The 15,151-nt window shown below is 68.7% G+C and carries 12 protein-coding genes; 2 read left to right on the forward strand and 10 right to left on the reverse strand.

Features of this window, described 5'->3' with window-relative positions; genetic code table 11:
- Nucleotides 1-66: 66 nt before the first annotated feature.
- A complete protein-coding gene (locus J4H86_RS13860) occupies nt 67-930 on the reverse strand; it encodes an amidohydrolase family protein (protein WP_236537622.1) in 864 nt (287 codons plus the stop codon).
- Nucleotides 931-1,093: 163 nt separating this feature from the next.
- Between J4H86_RS13860 and J4H86_RS13865 the strand changes: the two genes are divergently transcribed.
- Nucleotides 1,094-2,020, forward strand: a complete 927-nt coding sequence (locus tag J4H86_RS13865) for an AEC family transporter (RefSeq protein ID WP_236537623.1) — start codon at nt 1,094-1,096, stop codon at nt 2,018-2,020.
- 8 nt (nt 2,021-2,028) lie between these two features.
- Here J4H86_RS13865 and J4H86_RS13870 read toward each other — a convergent pair whose 3' ends face one another.
- The 5 genes from J4H86_RS13870 to J4H86_RS13890 all read right to left on the reverse strand — a co-directional run bounded on the left by J4H86_RS13870 (nt 2,029) and on the right by J4H86_RS13890 (nt 7,125).
- The gene (locus tag J4H86_RS13870) at nt 2,029-2,901 is read right to left on the reverse strand and encodes an amidohydrolase family protein (protein WP_236537624.1); all 873 of its coding nucleotides are present in this window, start codon (nt 2,899-2,901) and stop codon (nt 2,029-2,031) included.
- Nucleotides 2,894-3,766 carry an NAD(P)-dependent oxidoreductase gene (locus J4H86_RS13875; protein WP_236537625.1) on the reverse strand — a complete coding sequence of 291 codons (873 nt, stop codon included), beginning with the start codon at nt 3,764-3,766 and terminating at the stop codon, nt 2,894-2,896. Before J4H86_RS13875 ends, J4H86_RS13870 begins: the two co-directional genes overlap by 8 nt.
- Before the next feature lie 71 nt (nt 3,767-3,837).
- Nucleotides 3,838-5,334 carry a tripartite tricarboxylate transporter permease gene (locus J4H86_RS13880; protein ID WP_236537626.1) on the reverse strand — a complete coding sequence of 499 codons (1,497 nt, stop codon included), beginning with the start codon at nt 5,332-5,334 and terminating at the stop codon, nt 3,838-3,840.
- 307 nt (nt 5,335-5,641) lie between these two features.
- On the reverse strand, nt 5,642-6,124 hold the full coding sequence (locus J4H86_RS13885) for a tripartite tricarboxylate transporter TctB family protein (protein WP_236537627.1): 483 nt from the start codon (nt 6,122-6,124) through the stop codon (nt 5,642-5,644).
- A 2-nt stretch (nt 6,125-6,126) separates the two neighbouring features.
- Entirely contained in the window at nt 6,127-7,125 is a 999-nt protein-coding gene (locus J4H86_RS13890) for a tripartite tricarboxylate transporter substrate binding protein (RefSeq protein WP_236537628.1), read from the reverse strand.
- A gap of 296 nt (nt 7,126-7,421) precedes the next feature.
- On the opposite strand from J4H86_RS13890, the gene J4H86_RS13895 reads away from it, so the two are divergent.
- Nucleotides 7,422-8,195, forward strand: a complete 774-nt coding sequence (locus J4H86_RS13895; protein ID WP_236537629.1) for a GntR family transcriptional regulator — start codon at nt 7,422-7,424, stop codon at nt 8,193-8,195.
- Between the two features lie 80 nt (nt 8,196-8,275).
- Here the strand turns inward: J4H86_RS13895 and J4H86_RS13900 are convergent, their stop codons facing one another.
- The 4 genes from J4H86_RS13900 to J4H86_RS13915 form a co-directional block, all read right to left on the reverse strand.
- The gene (locus J4H86_RS13900; RefSeq protein ID WP_236537630.1) at nt 8,276-9,700 is read right to left on the reverse strand and encodes a cytosine permease; all 1,425 of its coding nucleotides are present in this window, start codon (nt 9,698-9,700) and stop codon (nt 8,276-8,278) included.
- A 301-nt stretch (nt 9,701-10,001) separates the two neighbouring features.
- Complete coding sequence (locus tag J4H86_RS13905; protein WP_236537635.1) at nt 10,002-10,499, reverse strand: acetone carboxylase subunit gamma; 498 nt, start codon at nt 10,497-10,499, stop codon at nt 10,002-10,004.
- Nucleotides 10,500-10,532: 33 nt separating this feature from the next.
- A complete protein-coding gene (locus tag J4H86_RS13910) occupies nt 10,533-12,713 on the reverse strand; it encodes a hydantoinase B/oxoprolinase family protein (protein WP_236537637.1) in 2,181 nt (726 codons plus the stop codon).
- A gap of 58 nt (nt 12,714-12,771) precedes the next feature.
- A complete protein-coding gene (locus tag J4H86_RS13915) occupies nt 12,772-14,955 on the reverse strand; it encodes a hydantoinase/oxoprolinase family protein (protein ID WP_269134465.1) in 2,184 nt (727 codons plus the stop codon).
- Nucleotides 14,956-15,151 lie beyond the last annotated feature (196 nt).

Here is a 15,151-nt window from a genome sequence, read left to right on the forward strand (position 1 = left end):
CGTGGCGGCGCCCGGTCCCCCGGCCCGCACGTCGGTCAGGTACCGGGCGCATCCTGCCAAGGGTCCCTACTGGTCCGACCGGTCCAACCGGTAGAAGCGGGCGGCGTTGCGCCACAGCACGTCGTGGGCCCGTTCCTCCCCCACCGCTTCGGTCAGCACGGTGAGGTCGGCGTCCCGGAAGGGGCGGGGCGCCCGGGTGGAGGGCAGGTCCGTCCCGAACATCACCGCCTCCGGGTTGGCGTCACACAACCGGCGGAGCGCCGTGGGCACGTCCAGGTCGACCCGCCCGAAGCCGGTCGCCTTCACCCGGACACCGGCCTCGACCATCCGCAGCAGGTTCGGTAGGCCGGCGGCGGAGAGACCGAGATGGTCCACGCTGGCGGCGGGGAGCGCGGCGATCCGGGGGCCGAGCTCGTCGGCCGACGCCGCGTCGACGTAGAACTCCGCGTGCCATCCCGCGAGGTCATGGACGCGGCGCGCGAAGGTGTCCATCGCGTCCACGGGAGCGGAGCCCCCGCGCCGAACGTTGAACCGAACCGCGCGCACGCCTCGCTCCGCGAGGTCCAGGATGGTGGAGTCCGGGGTGTCGGCCGGGAGTTGGGTCACGCCGACGAACCCCGGTCCCAGTCGCTGGAGTGCGTCGAGCAGGTAGGTCTGGTCGAAGGCCTGGAACGAGCCGGACACCACGGCACCTCCGACGATCCCCAGGCCCTTGGCGCGCGCGTCGTAGTCGGCGACGGTGAACGGGGGCGGTCGGTAGCCATCGTTGTCCACCAGCGGAAACCGGGCGTCGATGATGTGCATGTGGGCGTCGAACACCGGCCCCCAAGGCGCGCCGGCTCCACCCTCCGTCGTGTCGGCGCCTCCCTCCGCTGGGGGACGGCCCGGTGTCGTGTCCCCCACACCCGTGTTCCCGTTCGTCGCAGTCACCCGAGTTCCCTCCGCCCGATCGTCGACGTCATGCGGGCTCCATCCTGTCGGGACGCGCCGTGGGGCGTGCGGGCGGGTGTGACGTGCGTCGTGGCCCCGGGTCGGCGCGCGTCGATAGGATCGGGCGGTCCGCAACGGCCAACCGTCAGGTGAGAGTGGGAGTATGACCGGCGTCATCGCGGGGTTCTCGGTGATCGCCGTCGTCATCGGGGTCGGTTACGTCCTGGGCCACTTCGACGCGCTGGGCGCCAACGCCCGTGAGGTTCTCACCAAGACCGCCTTCTACGCGGCCACCCCTGCCCTGCTGTTCGACATCCTCAGCAAGGCGGACCTGTCGGTGCTGCTGTCGGTGCCGCTGTTGGTCGCCGCCATCAGCATCGCCGTGAACATCCTGCTCTTCGTGCTCCTGGGCGTGTTCCTGCGCTGGGGCACCGGGCCCACGACGCTCGGTGCGATGTGTTCCAGTGTGGTGAACGCAGGGAACCTGGGGATCCCGATCGCCGTGTACGTCCTCGGTGACCCGTCCCTGGTCGCTCCGATCCTCCTGCTGCAACAGTTGGTGATCAACCCGGTCGGGCTCACCGTCCTCGACCTGAGCGGCCAGGGCGGTGGCGGGCGGGTTGGCCTGTTCACTCTGGTCACCACCCCGTTCCGCACCCCCATCGTGATCGCCTCTCTCGCGGGTGTCACCGTGTCGGCCACCGGCTGGGCCCCGCCCGAGCTGATGATGCGCCCGATCGAACTCATCGGCTCGATGGCGGTGCCCGCCGTCCTCCTGGCGTTCGGTATCTCTCTCCGTGGAAGCGCCGTTCCGGGGCGCGGCCCGGAACGCGCCCCGGTGTTCGTGTCGGTGTTCCTCAAGTCGTTCGTGATGCCCTTCGTCGCCTGGGCCGTCGGTTCCTGGGGCTTCGGTCTCTCCGGCGACGAACTCTTCCGCGTCGTGGTCCTGGCCGCCCTCCCGGCCGCTCAGGACCTGTTCACCTTCGCGTCCCGCTACGACGTCTCCACCCGCCTGGTCCGCGAGTCCCTACTGCTCTCCACTCTGATCACGATGCCGGTCCTGGTCCTCATCGCGTTCCTGCTGAGCTGACCTGCGGCTCACGCTCGTCGCGCCAGGCGATACACCCGCTCGGCCGTCGCCCCCTCGACCGCGACCCGTTCGCTCGGCGTCCAGTCGGCGAAGAGCCCCCGGACTCCGGTGGCGATGTCGCCGTACCGGGCGACGAGCCGGGTCACCGGCCAGTTGCTGGCCATCATCAACCGGTCCGCGCCGAACAGGTGACGAACGTGCTCCACGTAGGGGGCGAGTGCGGGCGGGGCCCACCGGTTCCACGCGCTCAACAGGTGCACCCCGGCCGACACCTTCAGCGTCGTGTTGGGCTGGGCCGCGACCTCCGCGATGGCCGAGGCCCAGGGCTCCCACGCGCCGGTGTCGGCGGGTGGGCGGCCCAGGTGGTCCAGCACGAGGCGCAACTGGGGCCGTTCGGCCGCCAGCGCGGCGGCGGCCCGCAGCTCCTCGGCGCTGACGCACACCAGGTCGTAGCTCAGATCGTGGTCGGCGAGGACCTGGAGCGCGTCGAGGCCGGCGCGGGAGGTGGGATCGGGCTCGGGGGTGGTCAGCGAGTGGTGCCGGGCGAGGTGCCGGACCCCGCGTAACGCCGTCGGATGGCCCAGCTCGGCGAGGGCCTGGCGGGTCGCGTCGGGGTCGTGCAGGGGCAGCCACCCGCAGACACCGGCGACGAAGTCGTGCTCGGCGTGGATCCGCAGCAGCGCCCGCGTGTGGTCGAGCGTGTTCGCGGTCTGCACCACGACGCTCGCCCCCACCCCGCTCACCCGCAGGTTGTGCTCCAGTTGTTCCGGTGTCGCGTCGCGGTGCAGGGGCGCGTACCGGGGCGCGGGGAAGTTCCCGGCGGCGTGCTCCGCCGTCCAGAAGTGGTGATGGGTGTCGACGACCCGTGCGCGCTCAGTCACGTCGGCCCCTCTCGTCGATCCGGGGTGCCGCGACCTGGCTGAGGACGCCCGCCAACGGCATGCTCAGGTCCAGTTGCCGGGCGACCGTCACGACGTCCCAGAGGTCCTTGCGCCATGGACGGTTGGCGGGAGCGGCACCGGAGGCCTCGTACTCGCTGGCGACGCGGTCGAAGAATCCCCAGTTGCGAAGACACCAGGAGTCGGCGGTACCGGCCTGGGCCACCTCCACCACGCGGTCCTCGGCGACGCCGAAGGCACGCGCGAGCGCGACCGCCTCCAGCGCGGCGGCCTGGTTGGCGAAGGTCATGAGCTGGTTGGCGAACTTGACCGCGAGCCCGCTGCCCAGGGGGCCGAGGTGGAAGACGTGCTCTCCCAACACGTCGAGCACCGGGCCGGCGTGGGACACGTCGGCGTCCTCACCGCCCACCATGATCGCGAGCGTTCCGGCCCGGGCCCCGTGGTCACCTCCGCTGACCGGAGCGTCCAGCACGGCCACTCCCCACGGCCCCAGCTCGCCGGCGAGGGCGGTGACCGTGCTCGGGAAGACCGTACTGTGCACCATGACCGTCGTGCCCGTTCGCAGGTGTCGTGCCACCCCTTCCGGTCCCGCGACGACGTCGCGGACCTGGTCGTCGTCGACCACGCATACGCAGACGACGTCACACTCGTGGAGGTCCGCCGGCCGGTCCACCAGCGTGACGCCGGCGTCCTGGGCGACGGCCCGTCGTTCGTGGCTCACCTCCACGGCCAGCACCGGTACCTGGGTCTCCGCCAGCCGTAGGGCCATGGGGAGCCCGAGGTTGCCGAGGCCGATCACACCGACGCGGGGAACTGGTCCGGGGGAGACTTCGGTTGGTGTTGTCACTCTTCCTCCATGACGCCATCGCTGTTACGGGTGGGCGGGCTTGGGGTTCCACGGACCTCGGGGTCCGCCAGTCACTGGGGGCTCGGGGTCGCCTCCTCGGCGCGGTTCGCGCGGGCGCGCCACAGGGAGAACCCCAGCGAGGCGACGCTCAGCAGTAGCAACAGGAATGGGATCGGTTCCAGGATCCAGCCGTAGCCACCGCCCTCGAGGATGGTGGCGCGCCGGAAACCCGCCTCGGCGAGCGGCCCGACGATGAGGCCGATGACCATGGCGGCCGGTGGGAACCCGCCCTTGTGCATGGCGTAGCCGAGGACGCCGGCGAGGATCATCACCAGGATGTCGAACGGGTTGGAGCGCAGGGCGAAGGCCCCGATGACGCACAGCACCAGGACCCCCGGCCACAGGAACCGGGTCGGGATCCGCCTCGTCTGCGCCCACAGCCGGATCCCGAGGAGTCCGACCAGCAGCATCACGAAGGGAATGATGAGGAACCCGATGAACACCCCGTACACCACGTCGGGTGCGCCGGAGAAGAGCTGGGGTCCGGGCTGGAGACCGTGCACCGTGATGGCGCCGATGAGCACCGCCGCCGTGGCGTTGCCCGGGATCCCGAGCGTGAGGGTGGGGGCGAGGGTCCCCGGTACCGCCGCGTTGTTGGCCGACTCGGCCGCCGCGACACCGCGCGGGTCACCGTGGCCGAAGCTGTCCTTGTCCCGGGACAGGCGCCGGACCTCGTTGTAGCCGACGAACGCGCCGATGTCGCCGCCCGTCCCGGGGAGGATTCCGACGACGAACCCGAGCAGCGAGCTGTAGACCGACGCCGGCAGCAAGCGTCGCAGTCCACCGAGGATCGCGATCCGGAACGACCCGATCGGGGTGCTCCCCGACTGTCCCGAGCGCATGTTCTCGTAGTGCCGGAAGGCCTCGGCCACGCCGAACAGTCCGACGAGGACCGGGATGAAGTCCAGGCCCGCGCGCATCTCCCCTATCCCGAAGGTGAAGCGGGGATAGCCGTCGATCGGGTCCAATCCCACGGTCGCGATCAGCATTCCGAGCAGGCCGGCGATCAACGCCTTGCCCACCGCACGTTCCTGCAGGGAGGCGATGATGGTGAGGGCGAACACCGAGAACATGAAGTACTCCGCGGGCCCGAAGGACAGCGCGAACTCGGCGAAGAAGGGCGCGAAGGCCGCGAGCAGGACCGCTCCGACGAAGCCACCGACGCACGAGACGACGACCGCGATGGTCAGCGCTTCACCCGCCCGGCCCTGCCGCGCCATGGCGTGGCCGTCGGCGACCGTCGCCGCCGCGGCGGGAGTGCCGGGGAGCCGGAGCAGGATCGCGGGGATGGATCCCGCGTAGACGGCGCCCGAGTAGATCCCCAACAGCAGCATCATGCCCGGCAGCGGGTCGAGCGCGAACGTGAAGGGAAGCAGGATCGCCACGGCCATGGTGGCGGTGAGTCCGGGCAGGGCGCCCACCGCGACCCCGGCGACGACACCCACGACGAGCAGGAGTAACGGCTGCCACGCGAGGACAGCTTCCAGGCCGATCATCCAGTTGTTCACCGGTGTGTCTCCTGAGGGACGGTCCGGCGCGGGGGCCGGGGCGGATTCGGGGTCCGGTCGCCGGCCACGGCTCCGACGCTCAGGGCGCGGTCCCCGGCGGGGCACCGGGGCGGGGCACTGTTCCGGCCGGGCGCGTCCACCCGAGATCCCGCTTGGGGGACGTGCGTCGGGGTGTGCGGGACGAGGAGGGGCTGCACGCGGTCTCCCTTTCGCGGTGGGCGACGGGTGGGGCACCCGCCGCGCGACGGTGCGCGTACGGGGCGCGGGACGACGGGCGAGGCCCGGTGGGCGTCGGGTCAGGGGGAGGTCACGTCAGCAGACGTTCGAGGGGACCCCGGGGAAGGGAGACGTCGAAGACCCCGTAGAAGGTGAAGTAGACGGCGGCGCTGAATGCCACCGAGACGCCGACCAGCGCGAGGACGTTGCGCACCCCGGCCAACCTGAGGGCGACGCCGAGGAAGACGGTGGTCGCGAGCAGGTACCCCAGCGGCGCGAGAACATTGACGTAGCCGACGATCGCCGCCACGACACCGACCACCCGCCAGGCGTCACTTCCGCGGGGGAACCGTTCCTCACCCACCGACCGGGGCAGCAGGGTCAGCGCGAGTGCCGCGAGGACAACGGCCAGGAGTCGGGGATAGCCCCCGGCCCCCGGATCGCTCTGCCGGCCCGGCGCGGGGAGGTCCAGGCTCGCCGCCCACACGGTGCCGGCCACCACGAGCAGGACGAGCACCGTCGCGATGGTCCCGGCTCGGCCCGGCGCCGTCCCCACGGGGGTGGGGGCCGCCACGGTCACGACTCCCCGTACAGGGTGTCGATCAGGTCGGCGTACTGCTCGAACTCTTCGTCCATGAACGCCTCGAACTGCTCGGCGTCGAGGTAGTCGCGCACGAAGCCCTGGGTGTCCATGAAGTCGACGAACTCCTCGGCCTCGAACGCCTCGGCGAAACACTCGTTGAGGGCGGCGACGCGTTCGGCGTCCACATCGTTGGGGACGACGAGGCCGAACCAGTTGGCGGCCGTCCAGTCGACACCCTCCTCCACCAGTGTCGGTGTGTCCGGGAGCCGCTCCAGACGGTCCTCGGCCATGGTCGCCAGGGGACGCAGCTCCCCGGCGTCCATGTGGTCCACGCTCTCCGCACCGGAGGGGGCGATGGCCTCCACCTGGCCTCCCATGACGGCGGCGATCATGTCGGCGCCCCCGTCGAAGGGCACGCGCTCGGTGAACTCGGCGCCGGCCTCCACCTCGAGTCCGCCCGCCGCGATGTCCCAGATCCCACCGGTGCCGTTGGTGGCGATCCGGACCGTGTCGTCGCTCTCCATCGCGTCGACGAGGTCGCCGACGGACTGGAACTCCGAGTCGTTGGCGACGCTGAGCACGGCGGGATTGGCGCTGAACTTCATGACGCCTTGGAGATCGTCGGGAGTGACCTCCGCGCCTCCGAGGTGGTTGAGGATCGACACCTCGATCGTGGCCGCTCCGAGCGTGTACCCGTCGGGCTCGGCGTCGGCGACGGCCTGGTGGCCGATGGCGCTACCGCCGCCCTCCTGGTTGCTGACGATGATGTCGACGCCGCAGGGCTCCTCCGCCGCCGTGGCGAGTTGGCGCACCGTTTGGTCCGTCCCTCCGCCGGCGGCCCAGGGCACGATGACCTCGATCTGACGACTGGGGAACTCCTCGTCGTCCGCGGCGTCGAGGCCACAGGACGTCAGGGCGAGGGTGAGGACGAGTCCGAGACTGAGTGGTGGCGTCAAGGGGATGAGAGCCGGTCGTTCTCCGCGAGGTGCCATCTGCCTCTCCTTCTGTGTCCACGGTTGGGGTCCCCCGTGTCGCACGCCGCGTGGTCGCTGGCGTGGTCAGACAGGCATCGAGTGCGGATCCGCGTCTGCGCGACGATGACAGCCACATTGTGGGCCGCGTCTCGGACTTTTGTCTACAATAGACTCGACTTTTCGCGCAACGGAAGTCGTTAGACTGCCTGCAAGGACGCGACGGGTGACCAGATCGATGGCCAGGGAGTATGTCCGCGCGGCCGGCCGAGTGCCATGGGTGCGTATCTGCGTGACACGACCAAAGGAGCGCCGTAATGTCCGTCTCCAGCGCCGAGACGACCGTTCCGCACAGTATGCGGTTGTCCTCGCCGCCGAGCATGACGCAGCTCGCTACGGATGCCGTCCGCTCCATGATCCTCTCGGGGACGCTCTCGCCGGGGGACCGGGTGGTGGAGAGCCGTCTCACCGAGCTGCTGGGGGTGAGCCGGCCACCGCTGCGCGAGGCCCTGCGGGTGTTGGAACAAGAGGGCCTGATCGAGCAGCTACCCCGCCGGGGGGCACGCGTTCCGCCGATCACCCTGCAGGACATCTACGAGATCTACTCCCTGCGCGAGGGCCTGGAGGAGATGGCGCTCGGGTTGGCGCTGCCGGTACAGACCCCGGCGCGGCTCGAGCGGGTCCGCGCGGCGTTGAACTCCATGCGGGAGGCGGCCTCCGTCGGCGACGAGGGCCGGTTCACCGAACGCGCCTTCGAGTTCCACACCGCGATCGTCGCGTTGGCGGGAAACCACCGGCTGGAGATGAGTTATCGATCGGTGGCCAACCAGATCCGCCTCTGCATGGCGATGAACCGCCGCGCCCGCCAGGCGCAGGAGTCACTCGAGGCCGACTGTGCCCGACACCAGGAGGTGTTGGACGCGTTGGAGGCCGGGGTGCCGGAGGACGCGTGCCAGGCACTGCGTACCCACGGTCACCGCACGTTCCTGCTGTCCGTCGAGCCGGACACCGCTGAGGCGAGCCCGCAGGCCATCGCGTGGCTGCGCGAGGTGCAGCGCGCGGAGGGCGGGATCGACGCCCCCGACGTCTGAACGGCCGCGCGATATCCCGGTCGAGGCGATGGCCCCGCCCTGCCGGTGGGCGCGGGCGGGACCATCGCACGGGGGGACGCCTACCGCTCGGCGGGCTCCTTGGCCGACCCGTCGTCGGCCCGGTCCCGGTACATCAGCCGGGACAGCACCGCGTAGACCACGGCACCGACCAGCACCGCCGGCAGCGACGCCGTCGTGTACTTGAACAGGACGGTGTGCGGCTCGTAGGTCACCGGGTTCATGATCGCGATGTAGGTCGCGCTGCCCAGGAGGAGGGCGGCGATCCCCGCGATGTTGAACCCGCCGGTGTACCAGTACGCGGACCGGGGCGAGTGATCGAACAGCGAGGCAACCCGCAGTGTGTCGATCCGGCGCAGCAGGTACCAGTCGGCGAGCTGGATGCCCACCATCGGCGCGATCATCAGACCGAGGAACGCCATGAACGCGTCCACGTTGTCGTAGAACGCGTTGCCGAAGAGCAGCACGGTGACGAACATCGGCAGCAGCACCAGCGCGGACAGGGGTTTCCAGCCGATCCTGGTGTTGACGTGCGGAAGCTGGGACAGACCCAGCGTCGCGATGAACGCCCCGACCAGGGGTGAGGTGATGTTGGCGAACGCCACGAAGACGAGGACGGCGATGCCGCCCGCGGGTCCGGCGAGTTCGGGAGCCCAGATCGTGGGGTCGCCCTCTCCGGTGACCAGCGCCGCGTACAGGCTGACGATCCCGACGAGGACCCAGGCGACGCCGAGGCCGATCATCGACGGGAGGATCGCCTTCCGCGCCCTGCCGGTCATGCGCACGATGCCGCCCATGTAGGACCACCAACCCCAGGTGCTGGCGATCAGCAGCTCAACCACGGAGGTGTAGTTGACCAGGCGATCGGCCCAGGGCTCCAGGGGTTCGGCGTTCGCGATCGCGGTCACGCCGTAGGTGGAGAGCAGCACGTAGAGCAGGTAGATCGTCAGCAGGGAGGTGAGGATCGCGACGACCGGCCCGATCTTCTTCAACGAGCGGGATCCACGACTCACCAACACCCAGACCAGCACGACACCGGCGCCGGCGATCAGGGTCGAGGTGGTCTCCCGCGCCCCGGGTGGGATGACCCCGAGGATTTCCAGCACCGACCCGGCGGCCCGCCCGAAGAAGATCATCAGGACGGTGTTCCAGCCCAGGGCCGTCGCGTACTGGAAGAACAGTGCGATGTAGCTGCCCCGAACGCCGAGCTGCGGCTTGGTCGTGGTGACCGTTTCCAGGCCGTACTTGGTGCTCGCGGGGACAGTCGCCAGCGTGATGAGCAGTTGGCCGATGATGCCGCCCGCCAGCATCGCGGCGGCGCCCATCTTGGCGTCGAGGTAGTAGGCGGACGATGTGCCGACCACGAAGGACCAGGTCGCGATCCCCACGGTGGTGCACACGGCGCCGAGGACGAATCCGTTCCAGTTCCGGTCACCGAGCGGGACCGGCAGACTCGAACTGCGCATTTTCAGGGCGGGTCGACTCATAGCCAACCCCAGATCAGCAGCATGGCCGGGACCAGTAGGCCCAGAACCGCGAGTACCGCGAGATCGGGACCGTTGAAGCCCTCTCCGACCGGCTGCCTCTCTAACTCGTCCGCGTAGATCTCCACAATCTCTTGGTCAGGATCTCGGTCTGACACGCAGACCTCTCTCTCGTTGATTGTTGAATACGGCTAGCCGGTCGATCACCCTGGGTGATCGACCGGCTATACCGTGATCTTCTTTTTGGCACCGGGGCTACCGGGAGGGGGTGTTCCCCTCCCGGCGGTTCCTCGGCTTGACCGGCTCACGCTCGCTCGGGCAGCGGCTTTCCGAGCCAGTCGCGGTAGAAGGTCTCGAGGTCAGGCAGGAAGTCGAAGACGACGGGGAACCCCGGAGGGGCGGCCTCGACCTCGAGCAGGGTGGTGCATCCGGGGCAGATGAACTCCCGGATCTCCATCCAGTCGGTGTCGGGGGCCAGACGCCCCGGGTAGATCTCCTCGACGCTCTCCTTGTCGCCGCGGACCCGCACGTTGGCGCTGAGCTTCCAGTTCGTCCGGTAGTCACCGAACTCCTGGCCACAGTCGCACTTGACGATCCGCCCGGAGGGGCTCTCCACGATGTAGAGGTGCTCACCGATGGGCAGCAGGATCGGGTCGTCCCACTTCACGCGGTCCTGCAGGACGGCGATGTAGGTGTCGAAGCGGTCGTCGTCCTTGTGGGAGCTCATCATCGACTTGAGCGTCGGCCACTGGAGCTCGCCCTCGATGAGGTCCTTGATGATCTTCTTGTCACTGAAAGACACGATGTGTTTCCAATCCGCGTAGTGGAGGTCGGCTCAGCGCGCGTCCGCGGCGGGTTCGAAGCTGAAGTCGTCGTTCAGCCCCCAGAACTCGCGGAACTCCTGCGCGAACCGCTCCGACAGCGCCATGCTGTCGCGGTACATCTCCCGCACCTCCGGGACGAAGTCCCGCCGGGCCACCCGCTCGCGCTCGGTCTTCATCCACTCGGAGACCGGGACGCCCTTGGTCTGGCGGTCGGCCACGATCTCGCGGCGACGCTCAGCGGTGGCCTCCGCGTTGACCTGCGGAATCTCGTCGTCTGACACGATAACGCCATACACGGCGCGGGCCGCGAGCCGGGTCACGTATCCGTTGGCGATGTCGGTGGCCACGGACGCGGGGTCGCGCTCCAGCGGGTCACCGTAGCCGCCGCCGCCGTTGTAGGCGTGGGAGAACATGTCGCCCTCGCGCAGCGGGTCGTCGATGTAGGGACCCTCGACGACGTCGACGTTGCCGTTGGAGTACTTCTCGACCTCGGTCTCGTAGGGGTCCTGGCCGAGGGCGTGCGGCAGCGGCTTGCGCGCGTCGGTGAGCTCCTTGAGGTTGCCACCGGTGGCGGCGTAGTGGAGCTGCACGGTCGGCGCCGGGTAGCCACCGCACATGCCGGCGTTGTCGAAGACGCGGCTGGAGTGCTCGGAGGTGGCGATCCGCAGTTGGTCGGTGCGGTTCACCAGCCACAGGGACTCGAAGCCGCAGCCACCGCGGTAGCGGCCGAAGCCACCGGAGTTGGCGCTGATGCTCCGGCCGAGGTAGACGGCCGGCATGTCCTGCTCCCAGACCTCCATGTTGCCCATGTCGGACTCGGGGTTCCAGCCGACGTAGGCGGTGTCCAGGCCGTCCTTGACTCCCAGGGCGCCACTACCGGCCGCGGCGCACTCGAACAGGGCGATACCGAAGTTGCCGCCGTACTGGCTGCGACCACCCATCTCGACCATGGGGCTGTTCACCTGGCCGACGAACACTTCCTCCATGAACCCACGGCCGAGGAAACCGCGGCTGAGGAGTCGCTGGAACAGCCCGTAGGCCGGCAGCAGCAGGGCCCAGGACGTCGCGGTGGCCACCGACTCGTCCTGCGGGTTCGTCCAGGTGTCCGGCGGCAGGGTCAGGTCGGTCGCCAGCCAGGCGCCGTCGTTGACCTTGCCGTCGTAGTTCATGCTCTGGGTGAGGGTGACGAACAGACCACCGTCCATACCGGCCGGGGTGCAGTTCATGGAGTGGTAGCCCCACGAGTTGGTGCCCTCGAAGTCCAGCGACAGCTTGCCCTCCGCGGACACGTCCATGTCCATCGGGATGGCGTACAGCCAGTTCTTCTTGTCGGAGAGGGGAAGCAGACCCTTCTTGCCCTCGGTGACGTATCCGAAGAACGTGTGGCCGCGGTAGCGTCCGGGCACCGTGAGCTGGCGCATCCGGGCGAGCTGCGCCTGGCGGCCCTCCTCGATGAACTCCTTCGTGGCCTGCTTGTAGTAGTCCACGCCGACGTTCTCGATGACCTCCTTGAGCTGCTCACGCACCTCGAGGCAGGCGGCGACCTTGGCCTTCTCGTCCAGCACCCAGTAGATGGGCATGCGCAGGTTGCGCTCGAGCCGGATCAGGTAGTCGCGGCGCAGCTCGTCGTTCTGGCCGACCTTCTCCGCGCAGACGAACAGACCCTCGGTGTAGCGCTCCTGCGCCAGGGCGACGTCACCACCGGGGGTGATGCCACCGACCTCGAGCTCGTGCACGACGGCGGCGGCCCAGCCAATGAGCTCGCCCTCGTGGAACAGCGGGATCACGTCGATGACGTCGGGGGTCTGCACGGTGCCGATGAAGGCGTCGTTGTTGGCGAAGATGTCACCCGGGTTGATGCCGGGGTTCTCCTCGTACCCGTTCTCGATCATCCACTTGATGAACCGGCTGGCGGTGTGGACGTGCACCATGATGCCGTTGGACAGCGCGATCGCGTCGCCCTGCGGGGTGAACAGCGCGACGACGCTCTCGCCGACCTCGCGCACGCCGGGGGAGGCGGAGATACGGCGGGCCATCTCACGCGCGGAGACGACCATGGAGCGCAGCTTGATGTGCAGGCTCTCGTACTTCATCGGGTCCTGGTCGCGCAGCGTGAGGTCACTCAGCCCCGCGTAGTGCCCGGTTTCCTCGAACTGCCGTTCGCTCTCCAGCAACGAGTCACGAAGCGGCATCGACGCGTTCGATACCTGAGTTGCGGACATTGTCCACCTTCCTGTGTCGGGAGAGCTGTCAGGCGTGCTCGTAGTGCAGAATCGTCCACTCGTCGACCCACACCCGGTCCCCCGGCGGGATGACGAGGGTGGTGGCGGGGTGCTCGACCACGGCGGGGCCCTCGACGACGTTGCCCGGGCGCAGCAGGTCCATCTCCCACAGGGCGGCCTCGTGCCACTCCTTGAAGTAGTACATCTGCCGCGTGCCCTTGGAGGCCTCCGCGTCCGGCTGGGCGCTGCCCAGTTCCTGCTTCACCAACTGCGGCTTGATCTTGTCGACCTTGGAGATCAGACCAAGTTCGGTGATGGTGTGTCCGGCCTCCCGGTACTGCGCGACCGCGCGGTTGATGGAGGCGTAGAGACGGTCGAACTCCTCGACCAGGGTGTCCAGGTCGGCGTCCGAGCTGAATTCCTGGATCGTCAGCGGCACCTCGACGTCCTCGAGCTGGCCCGTGTAGCGGGTCATCGCGAAGAGCTGGATCTCGACCTTGCCCGCCTCGTGGCCTTCCTCGACCATCTCGCGGACCGCGTTCTCCTTCAGCGCGCTCCACACCCGGTTCGCCTGCTCGACGACGTCGGCCCGGTGGGCGGCGTCGGCGTTCGGCGGGATGGTGAGCTGCACCGAGCGGCTGTAGCGGCGCAGGTAGTCGGCGGTGGCGCAGCCGAAGGCCGAGAACGCCGCCGCGAAGGGGAAGGTGAGGATGTTCTTGAAGCCCATGCCGCGGCTGTACTCCGCCATGTGCAGCGGGCCGGAGCCACCGTAGGACATCAGGGTGTACTCGGCGGGGTCCACGGCGCGGGCGGAGATCATCTGCCGCATCGCGTCCTTGGCGCTCTCCTCGAGGATGTTCGCCATCCCCTCGGCCGCCTCGTAGAGGTCGATGCCCAGCGGGTCGGCGACCTTCTCCTTGATGACCTTCTTCGCGGCCTCGACGTCCAGGCGCACCTTGCCGCCGAGGAAGTTGTCGGGGTTGAGCCGGCCCATGACGACGTCGCAGTCACACACGGTGGGCTCGGTGCCGCCCTTGCCGAAGGCGACCGGGCCGGGGTCGGACCCGGCGCTCTCCGGGCCGAGGCTGACCTTCTTGGTCAGCGGGTCGACCTTGATGATGGTTCCGGCGCCGGCGCCGATGGTGTCCATCGCGATGGTGGGCAGGTTCAGCTTGAACCGGGCCAGGGTGGGCTCGTCGTCGATCGGGATCGTGCCGCGGGTGATGGCGCTGATGTCGAAGCTGGTGCCACCCATGTCACTGACGATGATCGAGTCGGAGCCGATCACATCGCCGACGTACTTGGCGCCCAGGATGCCGCCGACCGGGCCGGAGATCATCGTCTCGTGCAGCCTCGGGTAGCGGACGCCGGCGAGACCGCCGTAGGACAGCACGGTCTGCACTCCGTAGCGGAAGCCCTGGGAGTGCGCGACCTCCTCGACCCCGAGGAGCTGCTGCCGGCTGCGGCCGGCGGCGTAGGCCTCGAGGATGACGCTGTTGAGGCGGGACTGCTCGCGGATGACGGAGCGGACCGCGGACGACAGGTAGACGTCGACGTCCGCCTTGTGGTCGGCGATGACCTGCTGGGCGATCTCCGCGATCTGACGCTCGTGGGCGTCGTCGACGTAGGAGAACATGGTGCAGATGCAGATCGCCTCGACGCCCTTGGCGAGCATGTCCTCGACGCCGTTGACGACCTCGTGCTCGTACACCGGCGCGATCTCGGTGCCGAATTGGTCGATGCGCTCGGTGACGCCACGGACGAGGTTCCGGGGAATCAGGGGCTCGGGGTGGGCGTGGGTCACGGCGTGCAGCCGGTCCTGGTAGGAGTAGTCCGCCCACGCCTGCAGGCCTCGACCCATCAGGACCATGTCTTCCATGCCCTTGGTCACGAGGAGGCCAACGCGCCGACCGGTGCGTGACAGGAGGGTGTTGAGCATGCCGGTCCCGGAGTACAGGACGACGGCCAGGGCCTCGAAGGCCTCACGGGAGCTCATGCCGAAGTAGCCGGCCGCGTCCTCCGCGGACTCGAGGAAGCCCTCCGACTCGTTATGCGGAGTTGTCGGTGCTTTACCTACGGCGAATCGTCCGTACTCGTCGACGAGGAGGGTATCGGTCATCGTCCCTCCGGCGTCGATCCCGAGTACGAGAGGCCGAAACTCGTTCAACGGGGATCCTTCCGCCTGCTGACATTGACTAACGAGATTAACCATAACCGCAGGTTGGGGCGATAGATCAAATCTGATCTTGCGTTAATCGCAATCCTCAACGAAAACGGCGCGTTGTTCTGTCGCATCAATTGCCGCAAAAACAAGTGACCTTAATCACAAAAATTACGTATTGTCACTGGTCAATCAAGGTGCAGATTTAGACACAAATTAGGGGCGAAAATCCGCAAACGGTATGGTC

Origin of the sequence: Spiractinospora alimapuensis, assembly GCF_018437505.1 — a bacterium.
In the GTDB taxonomy this organism is placed as follows: domain Bacteria; phylum Actinomycetota; class Actinomycetes; order Streptosporangiales; family Streptosporangiaceae; genus Spiractinospora; species Spiractinospora alimapuensis.